This window comes from Zeaxanthinibacter sp. PT1, assembly GCF_028464225.1.
GTDB lineage: Bacteria > Bacteroidota > Bacteroidia > Flavobacteriales > Flavobacteriaceae > Zeaxanthinibacter.
Genome location: NZ_JAQPCN010000001.1, coordinates 937,580 through 958,870 on the forward strand (window position 1 = coordinate 937,580; position 21,291 = coordinate 958,870).

4 protein-coding genes are annotated in these 21,291 nt (G+C 47.9%); all 4 read left to right on the forward strand.

The annotated features are described in order from the left end of the window. Window positions 1-5 precede the first annotated feature (5 nt). Complete coding sequence (locus PP178_RS04000; protein ID WP_272593018.1) at window positions 6-1,829, forward strand: hypothetical protein; 1,824 nt, start codon at window positions 6-8, stop codon at window positions 1,827-1,829. Window positions 1,830-2,020: 191 nt separating this feature from the next. After that, the gene (locus PP178_RS04005) at window positions 2,021-3,946 is read left to right on the forward strand and encodes a hypothetical protein (RefSeq protein ID WP_272593019.1); all 1,926 of its coding nucleotides are present in this window, start codon (window positions 2,021-2,023) and stop codon (window positions 3,944-3,946) included. Then, window positions 3,943-5,835, forward strand: a complete 1,893-nt coding sequence (locus tag PP178_RS04010; RefSeq protein WP_272593020.1) for a hypothetical protein — start codon at window positions 3,943-3,945, stop codon at window positions 5,833-5,835. The genes PP178_RS04005 and PP178_RS04010 overlap by 4 nt, the downstream gene beginning before the upstream one ends. A gap of 17 nt (window positions 5,836-5,852) precedes the next feature. Further along, window positions 5,853-21,284, forward strand: a complete 15,432-nt coding sequence (locus tag PP178_RS04015) for a hypothetical protein (RefSeq protein ID WP_272593021.1) — start codon at window positions 5,853-5,855, stop codon at window positions 21,282-21,284. Window positions 21,285-21,291 lie beyond the last annotated feature (7 nt).

A 21,291-nucleotide genomic window follows, 5' to 3' on the forward strand; every position in this document is an offset into this window, starting at 1 on the left:
ATGCTATGATCCCAGAACTCCTCAAATACCTCCAATTACCGCAAGCCCCACAGGGTGACGCGACCTCACAACAAGTTCCCAACTACTCAGGACAATTCTATGAGATGCTACCCATGCTTACTGGTGGGCAGCAAGGTACTAATGGGTTCAACTACCTACCAGGACAGTTACAGTCTCCCAACCTTAATGCGCAGATGCCTACACAGCTAGGTGCTGCTATAACGGGAGGAACTCCTGCCCAAAGTCCTATGGGCGGACTCTTTGGAAATGTCAAAGACTTCTTCGGCAAAGGGGGACAAGGTATGGGCACTATGGGAGGTGCAATGGCATACGCTGGTGCGGGACAACTGGCAGGCAACATGGCAAGGAATGCCTTCGCAGGAAAAGACAAAATCGTATCCAAGACAGAAGGAAAGATAGCCGGAGCACTTAAAGGAGCGGGTACTGGTGCAGCCATCGGATCTGTGATCCCTGGAGTAGGTACCGCAATCGGCGCCGTTGGTGGAGCACTTGTCGGTGGACTTACCGGTCAAGGAAACCGCGATGAGATCATGCAAGATCGTCGCACTGCTTACAACGACGTCTTAGATCGCAACCGTATTATGGACCACATGCAGGGCGGCAACATCCTGAACAACTACAGCTCTTATGGCGTTGAGTCTTCCGGGTACATGGAGTATGGCGGAATAGTAGGTCCCACTACGCACGGTAAGAAACGACAGCTCCAACGCAAAAGCGAGGAGCAGATAAAACGAGAGCGTGCAGCCCTGGCTAAAGAAGCAGTGGCGAATTCCAAGAAGACACGAGAGAAGGCGGGTACACGATTATTTGCTACCGGAGGTAAGGTAGATCCAGGCAAGAAGAAGGAGCAGGTATCCTCAGGCTTGGGTACAAACCTGATACGTAGAATGCTACCCATGCCCCTTAACGCATCACAAATGGTAGCGTCCATGGCAACTGGAGATAATAAGTTCTCGACCAGGGATGCAGATGTTATGACCAATAACCATCTCTATAGGTCAGTTGAAAACGCTATCAAGCGTTCAGGAAAGAAGAATGGTGGAACCGAATACAACGATTATAGCCCAGCTGTAAATAGAGATATCAATTCCCTTAGGATGAATGCAGCTGATATGGCTGCTGGCAGCTTGATTTCTCCTGAGTTAAAGGCAGCTACCACTTTCGGAAGGGTATCTTACAGAACTAATCCAGATACCGGGGAAGTAGAAGTGTATGATTCTTATGACTTCTCGAAGACTCCGAAGACCGGGGGTGTGTATGGAAATATCCGCAACACGGCAGGTGAAGTAAGCCAGGCTAGAGGCATCAAGGAGCAAGCCCAACTCATTGGAAAGTTTACCCCCGGAGAATGGGCACCTGGACTCAACCCTGCATCCTTAGCTAATACCCTGTCTAATCCGTTCAATCTTATTGATGTTGATTACGATACTATTAAGAAGGTTAGTGGGACGGCTTCTCGTATAGGCAATCGTGCAATGGATGCCGTTGAAGATTTCGGGGATGATGTGTATAGGACAGGTAGGAAAGCCTACAACACCGTGAAGAAATACATACCATTTGAGAATGGAGGATCTGTACCTGCAGACTACAAAGTAGAGGGTGGAGAAGTAATGCAAGTTCCGCAGGGTGCACCCATCACAACAGATAACCACGGTGGAGCAACACCAATAGCTCCAGGGATGGTAAAATTCCAAGGAGACAAGCACAGCGCAAAGAGCGGTGGCATAGGAGTACAAGGTGGAGAAGGTGGATTTGTATTCTCCGACAAGCTAAAAACAGACCCTAAGAAATACCTAAGCGGTCTTTAAACGATAACAAAATTCTGTTCTGGGCTTTTAGATAAAGTGCCCACAGGAAAAAGATAAGTGTTAATAACGGATGAATAATTACGAAAACCCAAATGTTGATCTCTTTATAGGTGAGTCCAGTCATGCGTGCTCCCCACTCAAGAAGCTCTACGCAAAGGTCGAATATATAGTCCATAATAAATAAGCTTTACATGCAAACTTACGCAAAGATCGCTGAGGCTCTGGCGAAGAAGGAGTTGAAATATCAAAAGATGATGAACGATGCATCTTCCGAGCGCGAGAAGAATGCTGCACAGCTCATGCTAGAGCGTGTGACTGAAGCGAAAGCTTCCCTGATGGCAGACAACCAATCTGCTGCAGATGTGCAGACTCAGAAGTCCTATGCTAAAGGAGGCTACGTAAAGTACGACGATGGCGGAGAGGTTGATCCTATCAAAGAGCTTATGAAGAAAGCGAAGGATACGATCATGAATAAGCCTAATGTCAAGCCACAAGTAATCATCAGTGACCTTCAGGCGCAGTTCCCAGGTATTCGTCCTGAGGTAATCCAAGGTGCCTATGATAAATACAAGCATGAAGCTGTAGAGGGAACAATTACCCCGCAGGGAATCAGTACCAAAGGTACAAAAGGTGCTGCTCCATACTATGGCGAGAGACCTGGACAAGCTAAAGCTGCTACGGCAGCTGCTCAAGGACCGCGAATGATGAAGGAGATGACGGTCAACGACAGAACTTACCCCCACCAGGAAACTCTGCCGATTATCCATCCTTCCAATCCCTATACAAACAACCGGTCTGCATGGGAAACAGGACCTCAGATTATCAATGATGGGTATCCACAACAGGGAGGACCTATCCAGTCTCAAATGTACCAACCCAATCCACTTACCCAAGGCGCGTATGGATCTAATCCCGGAACTGGAGAGTACTCGATATGGGATCGCCTCAAGGATATGGGAAAAAGTACCCTGGATTATTTGAACAACACCATTGGAAATTCTTCTACCGACAATCCTAATTTCGATAAGAGTGCATGGCAAAGGAGGCAGGACGAGGCTAAGAAGTATGGTCCCGACACCGTAAGGATCACTCCTGATGGTAGGGCACATACGCAAACAAGCGGCTACAATATCGATCCTAATCGTCCAGAACATCAAGGTGTACCTGCAGGATACGAGGCAACAAACCAGGAGAATATCTATCCTCAGAATGCAGGTTCAATATTTGATTACGGAATACCTGGCGCAGTAGCGGCAAAGAATACCACTGCTGCTAAACCTGCAACTGCTTCAGCTAAAAAGGCAGGAGGTACTAAAGCTTCCGGAACTGCAGCAGCCAAGGCATCCACGACGACCGTACCAACAGGCGCAGACTTTACTCCTAAGGTAAACCTCCCTGGTTCTATGTCGTATTCTGACTGGCAAGCAGGTCCAGATCTGGAGTCAGATCCGGTAAAGGCTGCACTTGCCCAAGATCCTGCAGCTAATGCACCAGACAATAAGTTCTGGCAAAGACCAAACTATGGTAACAAGATCATGGACATGGCGGGTATGGCTGCACCCTTCGCAGATAACGTCGCCTTCTCCAAGTACCTGGATAAGGTAAAACCTGATGCGATGCCTCACCTCTATGGTGCGCCGCAGATGAATACCAATTACAACATTGAACCACAACTCGCCGATGCGAAGCGCGGACAGCGTGCGGTAAACAAAGCTCTGGATCAGTCCAATGCCTCCAGGGGAGCTTCCAATGCCAACAAGGTAGGCGCATTTGCTGCTCGTATGGGGCACGTGGGACAGCTGCATGCCCAGAAGGAAAATGCTGAGAACCAGATGAAGAACCGTAAGGCGCTTATAGGGAACAGGATCGCCAATCAAAACGCGAACCTTATGACCCAACACGGACAAAATATGGTAGACTTCCACAACCAGAAGGGCTACAATAAATACCTCAATGTCCTGAACATGACTGAGGACTTCGGGAACATCAACGGACAACGATTAGAGCGTGACCGTCAGAACCAGATGCTAGAGATCCTTAAACCGTACCTGGATCGCTACGGTCAGTACACCAAGTACGTGAACATGTACGGACCACAAACACAACAGCTTAAATGAGAAATTATTTCGGAGCACCCAAGTTTGCTCAAGTAGGGAAACTCTTCCAGGATCTTCCAATGGAAGCTATCCAGACCACAGCGGAGGGATTCAACCAGATGTATGAGACTAACCTGGCAGATATCAATAAGCTTCAGGCTGCGATGGCTGCAATAGAAGTCTCAGAGGAAGACGACCACTGGAAACAGGATAAGATCGCGAAACTTCAGGAGCAGATTGACCAGGTAGCCGCAGGGGATGGACTGGAGAACGCTGCTGCCTTCGTAGGTAGGGCTACTGCAGACCTTCTTAATGACAAAGATCTAAAGCACCTGCAACGAACTCACGCTAAGCGTCAGAAGGATGGGGAGATCCGTGACACTTTAAGGGCACAAGGATTCACGCCGATCGATGCCCGGAATATTCTCAATGGAGAGAACTTCCAAAGTATTTCCCTGGATGAGAATGGGAACAAGGTCTACAATGAGTACCAGACCGGGTACATGAAAGCCGGTGAATACGACAAGGTAAAATCTTCCCTGTTTGACCACATGCCAGAGCGTGGTGGTACATTCTACGCACCCGGACCGAATGGTTCGATGAAAGAGATCACAACCACAGGGATCGCAGAAGTGGACGTAAAAAACTACGCGGACGCCGCCATGGATCGTTACCGTAGTACGGATACCTACCGTACAGAGCTGCTGGATTGGAGAAGTAGAGGATACACGGCAGAGGAGGCAGAGAGGGAAATTTATAAGGGGCTTATCGGAGCTGGTATGGAGCGCGTTGGACAACAATCTCAGAGCCGTCTGTACGGATACGAGAACCCTAACAAGACCGCATCAAGAGCTGCTGCCGCAAGAGCAAAAGCTCAGGAGGGTCGTGGTGGCGGTAACATGTTCATGCCACAGGTAAGTAAGATCGGTGGATCAGATAATAACGGACCAGCGATAGATCCATATCGTTGGGTTAGTGGTGTATCAAGGGACAAGGCGAATATTGTAGTCAACGGACATTCTAATGCCCCGGTAGATTCATCAGAAACGAATGTAGTTCCTGTTAACGGGTTCTACAGCTTTGATCCTAAGAACTCTGATGATGGATTCTGGACTTCTGTAGGGCATCAGCTAAATACAGAAGGGACAATGTTGGAAGGGGTTAAACACGTGAACAACGTACAGATATTCACAGACCCGCAAACCGGAGAGCTACTACCGTTCGGTGAAGGTTCATCTAACTCTAAAGGACGTAACATCTCTGAGGATGCAGTGCCACAGCTCGATGAGTATGGTGCGTATTACGTGATGGATAATGACGGGAATAGAGTAGATGTTAAGCCTACAAACGTGAAGCAGTACGTAGACGCTGAAGGCAAGCGTTATTTCCTTCCGATGACTCAGGATGAGGAGTACAAGTTAATGCCGAATTCTGTGGTAAATAACCTGCCTATCCAGATGGGAGCTGCCCGCTCGGGTGGAGAACGCACGGTGGATCATTTCGATATGCAGACCATACAAACAGGGTTGGAACAGATCATTTCCCTGGACGATGATACACAAGAACAATATGGGCTTAATGCGCTTGCTAAGATTCGTATGCTTCCGGATACTCCAGAGGTTGATGCGTTCAAGCAAGAAGTGTTTTCAAGAGTTTCTACAAGAGAACAACTTCCGGATCTTATTCCTTTAATATTCAACAAAGTAAGGCAGAGTCAGCAACATATTGGAGGTACTACAAAGGTATTTGACAAGTTAGGTTCGATGCTTGCTCCGATTGTAAACCAGATATATTCCAGCCATGCAGCCTCTATGAATCAAGGTCAAACTGTTAAGAGCGAGATCACGCGAGATGACAGGACCAGAGTTCAAGGAGTAGTGGGAGGATACCAAGAAGATACAGATAACTAATCACCAAATAATTTTTAATGCCAGATCCAACTAAACCAATCCAGGGACAAACAAACGAGACCCCTGAACAAGTACAACCGCAGGGTAGCGCATGGGACACTGCATTCGACGGGTATAAGAAATACGATCCATACGCTATGGATTCGTCCACTGGTATTCACTACATCGATAGTGAGGAGCGTGAGACTACCATCAAGGAAGCGACCAGGAACACCATGGAGGAAGGCTTCCGAGGGGTGGATGGTAAATGGCATTCTGCAGATAAGCTCAACAAGGCGTACAGCCGCCTGATTGGTGATGATACTACAGACAATCCCGAGGAGAAGCACGAGCTTGCCCGCGTTACCGGATTCTCGGAGCTGGGACAATCCATTGCAGATATCCTGGGAATAGACGAGTCGAAGGCACAGGATGCGAATAACCTGGTCGAGGAGATGTCTATGGGACTGATCCCAACGAAAGATATCGTCAAGAGTCTTATGTTCAATACCAACGGATTTGTACCGCTCTGGGATGATGAGAAGAAGAAATACATTCTCCAGGAAGTGGATATGAATCCTAAGGACACCAAGCAGGCTACCAAAGAAGTGATGTCTGCCTATGGTACTCCGGATCGTAACCCCACCTGGTTAGGCTCACTCATGGAGGAGTACGCTGAAGGTGTGATGGGACTTCCATCAACTGTTGCCAACGGATTAGAGGCATTCTCCGATGCGATGTTAGAGGGGAACGTGAACTATGGGATGAACAACCTCAAGAATATCGCTTCAGGAGATTTGTCCAAGACCTTTGAGGACATGGTTAACCTGGAGAAGTTTGAGGCAGATCCCGATAACTGGATCAACAATACCGCAAGAAGGCTTCGTCAAAACAAAGAGCTTAACCGTACTCGGGACTATGTGTACCAGGACAAAGGTACATTTTCAGATCCTGTCAATACATTCTCTGCGATCGGACAGGGACTCTCCTCGCTAACGCAGTACGCACTTACCGGTGGACCGCTTCGTAAGATGGCTACCTGGGGAGCAAAGACCGTAGGGAAAGGCTTCTTCAAAGGTACCGCAGCGGAGATCGCCAAAAAGCAGATCCAATTCGCCAATAACTTCGGTAGCATGACCGGGGGTATGACGATCAATACCGGGTACATCATGGAGGAGGCTAGAGCCAATGGTATTGACTCTGCCAAAGCAGGAGCACTTGCTCTTGCAGTGGGTATGGTATCTACTGGAATTGAAATGAAGCTCGGTTCCAACAAACTCAATAACTGGCTGATCGGATCCAAGGGTAACGGTACCAAGGAGATGATGCAGGCTATTGCAAAGGAAACCGGAGGAGACCTTACTCCCGGAGCTATAGAGGCAGCAGTAAAGAAACCTGGAGTGCTATCCAGCCTTACCGATTACTTTGCTGAGAAGGCAACCAAGTGGACTCCCGAAGGATTAAAATCCAATACCGGGGTCATGGGGAACGTCAGGGCTGCAGGTAAAGCAATCTTTGGACGAGAGACCAACGTAGGGAACTCGCTAAGAACAGGATTCGAGGAAGGTGCAGAGGAATTCTTCCAGTCGATGACCGAGAGTACCAGTAAATTCATTTACAACGAACTACTCGCTAATGAAGAGGACCAGGCGGGTGCAGGTAAATTTGCGCCGCAACGATTCCTTTCTGAAGAGTCGTTTCACCAGGCAGTAGAAGAATTCGCCATGGGCGCCATTATCGGTGGTGTGGGTGGAATCTTCCATCGTGAGAGTAAAGAACGTCGTGATATAGCGAATCTTGTTGCTACCGGGCACACTCAGGACCTGCTGGCAATCATGCAATCGCTTAAAGATGCTGGTCTGTACAATGACGAGCAGTACAAGCACTATGTCGGATCTATCGAGAAGCTGGATAGTATCTGGAAACAACATGCTCCAGATATCCTAGCAGCGCAAGATCCAAAAACCAGTGTCAACTACCGTCAAAAACATAAGGCTGCAGCATTCCAATCCGTACTGATGGAGATGCATGCCCAGAAAAAGCTCGATGAGACACAGCTGGAACTCAGTGAACTCAGTGCCAAGGAGAAGCCCAACAAAGCGGAGCGAGGAAAGATCCAGGAACTAAAAGATAAGCAGCGTGCACTACGCGCCAGCCGCTATGCCTGGGGTGAGAAGGTAAAATCCTTCAAGGACTATCGTAAGAACCGGTACTCTAATGAGATCCGGGAGTACGAGATGGAGATGAACTACAGCAAAGGCGTTGCCCAGGAATTCATAAATGAATTTAAAGAAGATGTCGCTGCACACAAGAGCGAACTGGGTACCCTGGATAAAGGGACCAAGGAATACACTGCGCTAAGGGATAAAATCGAGGCTAAAGAGGGCACGCTCAAGCAGATGCGTAGCATGCGCAAGATCTATAACAGTCAGCTGGGCAAACTCAAAAGGAAGGATTTCCGTGCGCGATTCGATGAGAAAGCCAGGGGCGAGAGTAAAGAGAACCTCAAGAGTCAAGACTTTGCGCTGGGTATTCTCAATAGAGGGATGCGGTACGTGGGCAGTGATGAGAGTCAGGCGGGACTACTCGCCAAAGGCTACGAGATCTATACCAGCCCTGAGGGATGGCAAATGACCGACGCTGATGAGATCATAACCGAGGAGCCGAAGGAAGAGGCGCCTAAGAAGGAAGCTCCTAAGAAAACGCCGAAGGAAGGTAAGAAGAAAGGAGACCTTAATGTGGAAGATACTGGTGGTGCTCCAACGGGACCACTACCTGGAGATTTAGATAAAGATGAATTAGATGCCCTGGGTACTCCTCCTGAGGTTACTGAAGGCGTGGATACTTCAGGTGCTCCAGATACGGGGAATACCAAGAATACTACTCCTACATCTCCGTGGACCCAAAACGGGAACCCTGATGCGGATACTAAAGTAACTGAAGGCAAGGATGATAGTTCCAAGTGGACCGCAAATGAAGCTCCAGGTAACAACCCTGATGCTGAACCTACCCAGAAGAAACCTAAACCTAAAAAGAAGAAGGTCACCCCGAAAAATGCAAAGTACCCGAACAAGCAAGAGGTATTTTACAACCAGTTCTCTTCCCTATACGATGGCTACATGACCGCTGTCCAACGTAAAGAACGTGACCGGATAATTCGGAACCCTAACTTGTTGGAGAAACTTCAGTTCAGGACCACTGATAAGGTGATGCGTGCGTTTAAGGTTAATCCTAAAAACACCTTCTTCCCGGATTCTGAAATCGGCGTCCTCTCCAATGATAAAATTGTAGACATAGAGGTCGTCTACATGGATGGAGATACTCCTGTAGTACTTGGTGCACTGGAGAATCCATACAAGTTTAGCAGGGACAGGATGAAACAGGTTCCACTGAATTTGTCCTCCCTTACCTTCGATGAATTCACTACCATGTTCAATATCACAGGGATAGGCGCCCATACCCCTGAGAACTTTGAAAAGATCAAGCAGGAGCAGGCAATGTTGGCTGAGTTGCGTAAAGCAATCCACCAAGCTGCAAAGGACAAGGAGGATGGTGAAATGGTCGTAGATCCGGGAGCTATTCCGATGAAGACCCTGGCGAATTTCAAATTCAATAGCTCAAAGGACGAGAAGGGTGAGCAGGTAATTAACGGTCTGGATATTACCGAAGCCAAGGACCGGAACGGAAACTTTGTTATCTACGATAAGAAAGCCAGGAAGTACCTGACCCCATCGAAAGCTCCACAGGGAGTGAAACCGCCAGCGCGTCGTTCTAAAGGTGCGAGATACCAGGCATTCATGGAAGCAGGAGGTGCACAGGTATGGATACCCCTATCGCCAAAGGATGCAATTAAAAAGGGAGAAGAGGCTGCGTACATCGCAGAGCTGAACGCCTTGATTGCGGAAGTGCAAGCGCTGGATTATGACAAGGTAAGTATCGTTTCCCCTAAGGTAGAGGAACTCACTGAGAAACTCAATGAGAAGTTTATCGCCCTGGAGTCCAGAGACATGTACATTAAGTTCGAGGTCTTCAAAAACGATTTCAATAATGCCTTCCAGGTCAATCTGTGGTCGTACCGTTCCGATATGGAACAGCCCATGAACAAGAAGAAGGAACCAGTTAAATCGATCCAAGACTTCAACCACCTGGTGAACCTGGTAAAGCGTGTGAGCGGAGTGGTTGTAGCGCGGGAGAACTTCCGAAACAGTATCGATGAGGAACTGGAAGCTGCACCTGAGAATGCAGAGCTGTTCAATGTATTCAAGCACCCAGATATCTTTCAGCCAACCGTTAAGGTGGACTTACCTAAAGTAGACGTTTCAAAAATATCTACTGCTCCTCACCTGGATATCTCCAAAGAATTAAAGACCAAGGAGGACAAGGAGGCAGAGGAAAAGAAAGCTGAGGAGACTAAAGAAATTGTATTTACTTCTGAGGACCAGATCATTGATATGGGTGCGGAGCAGGGCTGGACTCCTGAGCGTATTCTCGAAGAGCTGGAGAAGTTCAATAACCAGGAAAAGAACCAGGAGAATGGTGCAAAATTCGAGCGAGTACGTGGGGTAGCCCAAGCACACTCGGAGCATATCATCAACCTGATGGCAGCGAAGATTAACAAGTATGCGGCGACGACCACCAATAAGGAGGCTATGATCCGTAAGTTTCTGGCAGAGTATGTCGACGGACTTACACCTCAAAGTGTGGGGATCACTGACTTTACAGATCCGGCAACGCGATTCAAGCTAAAGACCATGGCTAAGGAAAGAACCGCCTACGCCAAGGAGGAGAACATCCAGCTGATCATTGATGAAGTCAAGAAGAAGTTCATTGCCCTGGATTATAACACCGTAGATCTGGAGTCCCTAGAGGACAACGAAGAGGGCGCAGATAACGATTGGGACATGGAGGCTATGGAGCGTCGTATGAAGACCTCCAAGCAGATAAAGGAATTCATCGCACTGACCACCGTAACCAAACCGGATCAGTACGGGCGTACCATGGAGACCCTTATCAATTACGACAAGGTGTACAATAAGATCCTGCACAACCTTGCCAACACCCCAAACCAGGAAACTCGCGTTCAGAAGCTCCGCGCACTTGCCAAAGGAGATCCTGAAATAGCGGCTGTAGCTTACCGGGTACTGGATACAGGAGTCAATCCTTCCATCTACAAAGGATTCTTCACCGAGTTCAACAAAGTAAGATTAGATTACCTGCAGACCGTTGTCCGAAAGGGTGAGACCAAGGTGTATAATGGGATCCAGAAGGATGCGGGAGAGATGCTACTTAAACAATGGGCACAACTCTTCTCTGCCTATTCATCCAGGCTTACCGACGAGCAGAAGGAAGAGATCATCCAGAACCTGGAGGCACTTACCGGGTACATGCAAGAGGGGGATGTGGATCTCCTTCGTGAGGAGCTTTCCGACCCTATGAAGGAAGTTTTAGAGAAATACGGAGAACTACAGGTATTCAAACGCACCTTCCAGGCATTCGGAGTGGAGCTTCCCGACACTTACGTCAGTGGGTCCATGGATTACGAAGGGAACGAGGATGCCAAACTCTTCGGAGAGCGTGAGGATTACATCACGCCTAAGGACATGGACAATATCATTGATGCCTTAGACCGATGGGATTCTGTACGTTCCGGACTCTTTAGTGAGAATGGACAGCTTAAACTCTTCAGGAAAGTAGCGAACAAGGCTGTTCCATTTACCGATGATGTTTTTGAGAAGACCCTGACCGATGCAGAAGGTAAGATGCGATACGCGTTTGTCTCCCCGAACTATTTGCTCGAGAGTGTCCACCAGATGCTCAAGACAGGTACGAATGAGAATTCCGATGTCCTTCCACATAACTACCTGTTGACCTTGAATCCCGAGATCCGCAAGTCCATGGGCATTGCTTTCGTGGGAGATATTAAAATAGATCGTGTCGGTAAGGTATATAAGAACCTGACTCCTGAGGAGTATATCCATAACCGCCAGGCGCTCTTTAACAGCGTCATGCTTAGAACCGCCAGGAATGGTAAGGGGATGGAAAATAGTGCAATCTACCAGCCCTTCGTTATCGCGGAGAAGCGTAGCTCATACGGTATTAAACTGCCGATAAACTTCGGATTCTTCAGTGGGGGTAAGATCACCAAAGATGCTGTGGACACATTCTTCAACACGGTATTCCGCGGGGAGTACGATCGAATGATCGACATCCTAAGGGACCCGGAGATCGCTAAGTTCTATAACGCCATCAAGTCCAAGGACGGTAAGCCGGTGACCAAGTTCACAGTACTTACAGCCCTCAACGATAATCAAGCACTGATCGAAGCTATCGAGGCAAGTAAGGACAAAGGAATCGAAGCGGTAGAGGCAAAAGCAAAGAAGGCTATTCGTAAGATGCTGGAGGCGGTAGTTGCGGAGACGCACGAACAGCTCACCAGTGATGCAGGTCTTCAATCCCTGGATAGTTCCGTACTAAGGTTCTTCAAGGACGGTAACGCCAAGGCAAGTAAAGATGAACAGATCCAGAATTACGCTGCCATATTTGCCCTGAACGACATGCTCGTTAGAGCCTCGGTACAGGAGATGATCCAAGGGGATGCTGCCATTACCAAGAATGAGATCGACCGTGTAAAACGTGCGGCGGGACTCAATGCTGCAGGGGTTCCTGTAATCGACCGGGCAATCAAGGTTGCTTACAAGACCGATGGTAAAGCTACGGAGATTGCCCCCGAGACGGTAAACCGTGGTAAATCTGAGTATGATGAGGAAGGCAAACTGATCAATGGACATGTTTCAGATTCGGATGATGCTGTGGTATATGTTACTGCGCAGTATCGTATGGAGATGGATAGCCACATGGGTAGGCTTACCCAGGAGCAGGAGCGGATCTACCAGAAAGTAATTGACGGTGAAAAGCTCAAGGATTGGGAAGTCAAAAAGATTGACCTTATCTCTGCAAAGACAGTGCACTACACCCCGGAGATCTACAACAAGAAATCGGATGTGGTTCTGACCAAGGAGATGACCTCCTACAAGAAGAACGGCAAGTGGGTTGCAAGGAAAGGTTTTGAGCGGCTGCACAACATGCGGGAGTGGATGGAGAAGAACGAGGTGGACCAGCTTGTTACACTCAACGCAACCAAAGGTGTCAAGAACGATGCGATAGAAGACAGCTTCTTCAGCAGTGAGAACTTTGGACTGGACAAGGATGTTCCCCTGGTGGATTCAAATAAGAAATCCAAGGCACTGAGTCCTTCCAGGTACGATGCCTATATGAATTCCACCATGCTTGATGGACGATACGAGCGTCTGCAGGTGGAGAACGCTTCGAAGAGTGCCAAGGGAGTATTTACTATTACACACCCGACGCAGATCATTGAACTTATCGCTGCGGAACTCTCTGACGTGCCCGGTGCACCTTCAGTACGTGAGCTAAAGGAACGTATGGATTCCCTGCGTGCCGGTACGCTCAAGGAGAATGTAGACCTGGCACTCAAGTACCTGCTTAGGGAAGATGAGAAGGGTGATTTGAACATCAGCGACTTTATCGAGAAGGCAAAGCAAACGCTGGAGGCTGCACAGGAGAAGGAAGAAGTACTCAAGTACCTGGTGGATGAGAACGGGAAGTTCAAATACAACATGAACATCCCCCACGTTGCACTCGCGCTGAAGAAGATCATGGTATCCCACACGAACAAAGGGACGCTTGCAGATAAGATGCCCGGAGCCAAGGTGACTATCGTGCCTTCTACGGCAATTCAAGGAGTAGTCTACAAAGAGATCAAGAACGAGGATGGAAATATCATCGGCGAGGAGCTTGCGGATCCTGTTGATGTCATCGAGAACCCACAGAACTACGAGGGTGAAGAGTGGAAGTCCAGGGATCTGAAAGTACACAATCCTGACAGGGAAGGTGAAACTGCCCTGGCGGAAGTAATGATCACCCGACGTTCTGCGAACCTTATGGGACTCAAGCCCGGTGATACGATTCCACCAGAGGCACTGGAGATCTTCGGAGTTCGTATCCCATCACAGTGGTATCACTCGATGATCGCCGCCAAAGTGGTAGGGTTCTTACCTGACACCCACGGAGATATTGCAGTACTTCCTAAGGAGATGCCGCTTATTGCAGGAGAGGATTTCGATGTGGATTCCAGGTTCCTGATGATCAAAGAGGGATACTGGGTAAAGAATGAAGATGGTACCAGGGAATACAAACTCTACGGTTCAGCCACTACGGTAGATGGACGATGGGATGAATATTATCGTTACAACTCCCAGAGGAAAGAAATCAAAATAAGCGTCTCTAATGCGTTATCTGGGCATCCGGAATACAATTCCCTAGTCGAGCGCTTTAACAAGCTCAGAGAAGCCATCAAAAACGATCTGGTGGACACTGATCTACTGGATGACGAACTCATTAGCGACGAGCTTAATGAGATGGATCTGAGTGCTGACAATTTCCTGGGATGGTCCGGGGACCGAGTAAGCCAAGTAGAATCGCTTAAAGAGGCTATTGGTTCTCTCAAAGCCGATACGATCAAGGCAATAGAGTCTCTTAACGAAGATATCCAGGCAATCAAAGACCAGGCTACTTTAGATGCGTTCAAGGCATACGGACTTCTGGATAGTAAGCTTGCTTTCATGCAGGCTAAGGATCCGGTAATCGTTCCTGCCAATAAGAACGAGCTGATCAGTACCTACATTGAGATGTTCACCCACAAGTCCATACAGGACAGACTCAAAGTACCGGCTAGTCTTGACGGTCTAGTGGAAGACTCCAAATGGCTCAATAGTCTGTGGGGAAACACCAATGAGAACGGTAGCGTGAAGGAAGGTAACTCGATGCTTATCTCTCCGGTAGGGGCGTTCAATGCCTGGTACAACAACGTGAGTGGTGCAGCGAACATCGGTAACGTTGCCTCGACCAACAGCTTCATTGCCTATGCGACGAAGATGGGGTTAAAGTCCCAGATAGCGGTAAATATAGACGGGACAGACTTCTCCAGTTTTGCCCCGACGATGGAGCATGATATCGACCAGGAAGGAAACCCTATCGAGAACAGGGAATTCAAATGGGATACGATCTCCTCTCTGATTACTGCGATGACGGATAACGCGAAGGAGCGACTTGCTTCGAAGCTTAACATGAAGCGTCACTTTGTTTCCCAGGCTACACTGATGGCAGGTATGGGAATCGGTAGGAGAAGGATCAACCTGTTCTTCCACCAGCCTGCACTGATGCACCTGGATGTTCAAGGTAAGAACAGCGTAAGTGATGAGATTATCGACGAGGCTATTGGGGCGATTAATGCTTTACTCGATGATGTAGAGATCAAAGATGGAGGGCTTACCTCTAAGGACATGCTTCGAAGTGTCAAGTTCAACAAGATGCGTGGTGGAAAGTCCAGATACCAGGCACTGATGGAACTTGGTGAGGTGCAAGGAGGTGATATTGACTTCCTGATCACACAGCTCCAGGTACTGCAACAGTTCAAGGCACTCATGGAGATCAACCAGGGAGTATTCGCCGTTCAGGATGTACTCAATGTGAAGAAAGGATTCAAGGATGTAAGGGCGCCGCGTAAAGTAGCGGAGTCTTGGGACAATATAAATGCAGTCCACCCCGAAAGCGGAGAGCCGTTATTTATCTTCGATAATGCGGGTAGCGTGATGAACCAGGACAAAGTAGTCCGAGAGTACGTCCGATCTGCCGACGCGATTGGTAAGGCATGGAGAAGACACCTGATTGATTCCAGCACTGCATTTTTGAACATGGAGGAGGAATATCCTCATATTGAAGCTATTAGTGAGGAGATGATGGCGTTACTGGTATCCAGAGCATTCCGCCAGGAACTTATGAGCCAGGGAGTAGATATCTCCAAGAAGGCACATTTATTATTCCCTTCGCTTACAGGTCAGACCCTGGTAGATCAGTTCGAGGCACTACTTAAGAGCGATCCGACATTTGCAGCTAATGAATTCATAAAGCGATTAGATGTAAAGCGTGCCGGAGGGAGGAGTAAGATCGATGTACTTGGGGTGGACACCTTCGCTAAGTACTCACCCGCTACGCGTAATGCAGTAGAGGAAGGCTTTGACGAGCTTTGGAACTCAACAGATTCAAAGGTACAGGAGTTCGCACAAAACGCACTGTTCTACCTGATCCAGAAGGATAACTTCAAGTTCAAGAACGACTCCTTTGTGGCGTACCTTGCTCCTGATATGATATCCAACGTACTCAAGCGTATGGATGGTATCCAGAAGGCTTATCTAGTAGATAGCGATCAATTATCTGAGGTTGGAGCTTCGCACTCCATGCTTGTAGGAGAGCTGTTAGACTTACTGGCGCATACCAACAAAGATGCATTCCGATTCCTCAAGCCGGAGCGTATGGAAAAACTCAAGGCTAAAGGAGCAACCAAGATAGCTCAGAGGACTAAGAAGGGACTCAGGCTGCATGTTTCTGCTGCTGCGATAAATGCAGACAAAAGAGAGAATCTTGCAGCTCCTGATAAGGAGAGCATGAATTTCCATAAGTACATCAACTGGAATGGCGTCGTGTATGAGTTGGAGAAAGAATCTTTCGACACCGATGCCGATGAGCCTGCTTACTTTGTCAACTACAAAAGAGTCAAACCAATCAACTTAGGTGGAGCTTCTCCATTACATCTTAGTCTGGACGAGGCGAAGGCACTTGCGGATAGTCTGCCCAATGATAAGATTACCACGTTTGCAGGAATGGCTCCAGCCTCTGCTTATGTACCGGAACCTGGAGAGACTACTGCTCCCGATAAGGATCTCGATGATAAGGGATTCCAATTCGATCCGAACCTGAGCTTTGTGATGCCGGATAAGAAGGACACCCCTCCTACACCACCTCCAAGTAAGGATGATGATGATATTCCAAATCTTCCGGACCTGGATGACAGCAACCTGCTCTTCGAGAGAAGACGTAGCGCATCTTTCGATCCTGAGACCATGGACCTTGGAGAAGCGATGGAGAACTTCAAGGGCAAGAAGGTGTCGCTCACCGAACTGCTCTCGTACTTCAAGCCAGGATCCGCGTACCTGGATATAGCAAAGAAGGCTGAGGAGTTAGGAATTACCTTGATCATTGAGGACCACGGCGCAGATGCTTACGGTATCTACCATCCGGGTGGAGAGATCCAACTTAACCCAAGGGTTATTGGAGCAGCTACAGGTACTGAGAACTATGGCGTGTCGAGGCTTGAGCAAACCCTGGTACATGAGATGCTGCACGGGATCATTGAGAAGCTTCCCAAGAATAAGCGTGCGAAGATGATGGGGGAAGTGGAGAAGTTCGTTGAGGACCTGAAGCAGTACGAAGGGGCTATGTCTGCCGAAGTGCGGGAGTCTTTCCAGTACATCAAGAACGACCCTGAGGAGCTGATCACCTACGCATTCACCAACGAGCCTTTTGCAAACTTCCTTGCCTCTGTTGAGAGCGATGTGAAGGTAGATGGAAAGAAGCAGAGCTTCTGGGAGCGACTTAAGAAACTTATCCTGGATAGGATCCCTGCGAGTCTGAAGAACAGCAAACTTGCAGAGCTGTCTCAAATACTGGACAATGTACTTGGGTACAACCCACTACAGGACGATGCACCACTGGACCTGAATAACGATGAGATGTTCGATTTAAAATTCGAGCGTGCCCGTACCAAACCGTTCTCGGTGAGTCCTCAGGATTCCGGGGCTATCAGGGCAGGATCCAAAAAGATGAGCTACATCCAACCTCATGAGGTACACTCTTTCAAGAAGGGAGATACCCTGGACATTATTTCTAAGCGAAAAAGTACCGGATCTCGTGTGAAGGTCAAGGCTGTAAAGCATGTTCCTAATTTCAGTAAGCTTCCACAGGATCAAAAAGACCGTGCGGCGCAGTTGATGAACGGGTTTGAGTCCTTTGATGAGATGATGACCAAGATGCAGTTCGATGATCCAAGATCATTGGCGTCCATTCAGTTCCCTGCACTACGCGAGTTTGTAATGGGAGATTCCGAAGGATACCTGATGGAATATGGAGCAGCAGGTATGACCACAGACGAACTGGTGGATGAGGCGAGAGCTAAGAACCCAGCTAAGGATCCAATGAAGAACCTTCTGGAGATGGTAGAGACTGAGCTTACCGAGCAGATTGATGCACTGGAAACCTCCGATTTAAAGGATGGTACGTATAAGTCCAATAGGATGAAGCGTCTGAAAGATATGCGGGAGAAGGTAGTCAATACTGAAGACCTCCTGGCAATTACCGATGGCGCTCTGGAGGATTTAAAGGCTACCAGGGATGTACTCAATAAGAGATTGGAGAATTTGAAAGAGGGTACTCCGGTAGAGGATATCATTTCAGAACTCTTCAAATTCCGACGCTTAGTTGAGAGTTATAAGTTCCTGGATAAAATCGTAAGTGAGGAGAAGAAGGTGATTGCAAACAGTAATACCCGTGAGATTCCGGACCCAAGCGGTAAACTTGAAGAGCTTCGTGCTGCACGTGACCTTCGAAATGAGATCCAAGACAAGCTCCTCAAAGAGATCGAGCCGCTTATCGCAGAACAATTCAAAGTAGAGATTACAAAGCAGGCACAGCAGCAGCTTAGATTGGAGCTTGACGAGGCACGACAGTCCCTAGAGGATCTGGAACAGGAGCACTCGGAAAAGCCGGATATGTCTGATGATAAGAAGAGCAAGCAGATAGAGGTTGCACAAAAGCGTATTGCAAATATCCAGGATGCCTACAGTAAGGCAGCACTCGATGAGGCAGATATTATTGCGCTACTAAACAATGTTGAGAAGGACATACCGTACCTGGAATATTTAATGGGTGCTGCCTCGCAATCATCAGATCCACTCCTGGCAATGTACTCACTCTTTACCAAGAGGAACCACGAGATATCGAGAAGGAAGACCATTAAAGCTGCCAATAAGGTGCAGGAGGTAATGGACCGATTCAAGAAGAAGTACTCCGGCATGAATCTGGAGAAGATCTACGAGGATATCTACGAGGAAGTCAATACTGGTGGAAAGGATCAGGTGCAATTCACAGACAGGGTTGACATGAAAGCCTTTAAAGAGGCGCGTGATCTGTACATGACTACAATAGATAGAGCGGCTGAGAAGAAGAAAATTCAGGCAGAGATCGATAGGCTCACTGCCATGAAAGGAAAGAAACCGTATCACCTGAACAAATTGGACCGATACAAAGTCCTGATGGTGAACAACGATGAGCTAAATAGGTATCTTATTGAGCAGTGGTACGTTGAGAATACGAAGCCGAAGAGTGATGATGAGATAAGGGAAGTTCTGGACGAGATCAGAGATACCCAAGGATGGGATGCTCTGGTAGAATTCGCCAGGGACCAAATGAATAACAGAGGAAGACTAAGGTGGGGTATCCTTACCAAGGAAGAGTTCAAGGCATTCGGCAAGGAAGGTGAGACGAAGAAACAAACCGTTGCTCGTCTGATGAAGGAAGGAAAGTTTGGATACGAGATCTACTACAAAAAGGAGTTCAAGGAGCCTATAGATAAGTACTTAAACCTGAAGTGGTTAAAGATGTACAACAGCGATGGTACTCCAAAGAATCTCAAGGGAGAGATGCACAAGGTACTTCTTGACACGTACCTGGCATCGCAGCGTAAACTGCCTATCCATGAGCGTCAGGGATTACTGCTACCGGGTATCTACAAGAAGGCGAAGGATAGATTCACTGAAGGAGAGAACATCATCGAGATCATCAAGCGTGAGGCTAATGAGATGAAGGAGAACTACATGGGTGAGAACCTTGCAGAGGATGTCGATTACAGCAGCGATAAATACCTGGGAGGAAATTCACACCAGTTACCGGTGTACTACCAGAATACGCTGGAGGCTGCCGATACAAGTCTTGACCTGGCGCGTAATATCCTCATGTACGAGGATATGGCAAACACCTACCAGGCAAGGGTGAAGTCCATGGAGACTGGGATGTTCTTACTTGATAAGTTCAAGAGCAGAACGATCAACCAGCAGAACTCCTTCTTCCGTAACCTGTACGATAAGACCGCAAGGAAGTTAGGGCACACCCGACAGCTTGAGGACAAGAAAGGGTCCAGGTACACGGAGCAGCGTCTTGAGAAGTTCATCCAGATGGTGGTCTTCGGGGATGCCAACCAGGTCGTGAAGCTTGGGAATGTAAGGGTTGATAAGATTGTAAGTACCCTTATGATGCACGCTTCTTTCACCTCTTTCGGATTGCACGCCGATGCACTCTCCAGGATCTTTATGGGAGCTACCGCCAACATGAATCAGCAGCTTATCCAGCAAACCATCGAGGCATCTGGAGAGGGAGACATGTCAGTGAAGGATATCCTTAAAGGGCAAGAGCTCTTCACGCGTATGGGAAAGCAGATCCTCATTGAGGACTTCGGGAAGAGTGGCAACAAATCCAAGATTGGACAGTTCATTGATCTGTTCGATGTGATTCAAGGAGAATTCCGCGACACGTTGGGTAGACGAATTTCCGGATCCAAAGCAAGGCAGCTTATGAGTACGGATGCACTGTTTGTTCACAGGCACCTAACGGAATACGAGCCTCAGGTTGCGTTCTTTTTAGCTCGGGCATACAAGACTATGGTCAAGGACAAGGACGGCAACGAGATCAATCTACTGGAAGCCTACGGCATCATGGACAGCAAAGGAAACCTTACCTCAGGTACTGGTGAACTGAAGCTTCAGGAAGGTGTAGAGTGGAATGTGAATGATGAGATCAAGTTCATGAACCGTATGCACGCTGTAAATAAGATGCTCAATGGGGTGTACAACTCCTATGATAAGAGTGTCCTGGAATATAGTGTGTGGGGTAAGATGCTGATGTTCTTCAGGAAGTACCTCTATCCATCTATGCGAAGGAGATGGGGTAGTCAGTACATTGATTACGAACAGGATCAGTATCAGCGAGGATATGCATTGTACTTCTGGAGGGCAATGCGGCGTGAGCTATACCATTACAGAAGAAGTTTCCCAAGGGTAATGAAAGGGAACGATTTGTCTACTAGGGAGAAGCAAGAGGCTGTGAAGTCCTTAGTCTCTTTCGGTATTGGATTCAGTAACATGTTAGTGGCAATGGCGATCAAGAATATCATTGCAGCCACGGATGATGAGGACGATGTGGTACTGAACTACATGCTCTACAATGCCCTTAGGATGCAGGCTGAAACCTGGTCATTCTGGAACCCGCAGGAATTCATGAGGATCATGAGATCTCCCACGATTCTAACCACGCATATTGAACGTATTTCTGATTTTGCAGTGCAGTTTGGAAGTCCGTTTGAAGAGTATCAGAGGGATACCGGAACTAATGAGAAAGGTGATAGTAAACTATACGCCAGGTTTGTGAAGTTAGCCCTTGGGCAGACAGCGTACAGTGAGAGTCCTAAGACAGCAGTGAAGGTATTCGAGAGTTTCACTAATTAAAAAAAAA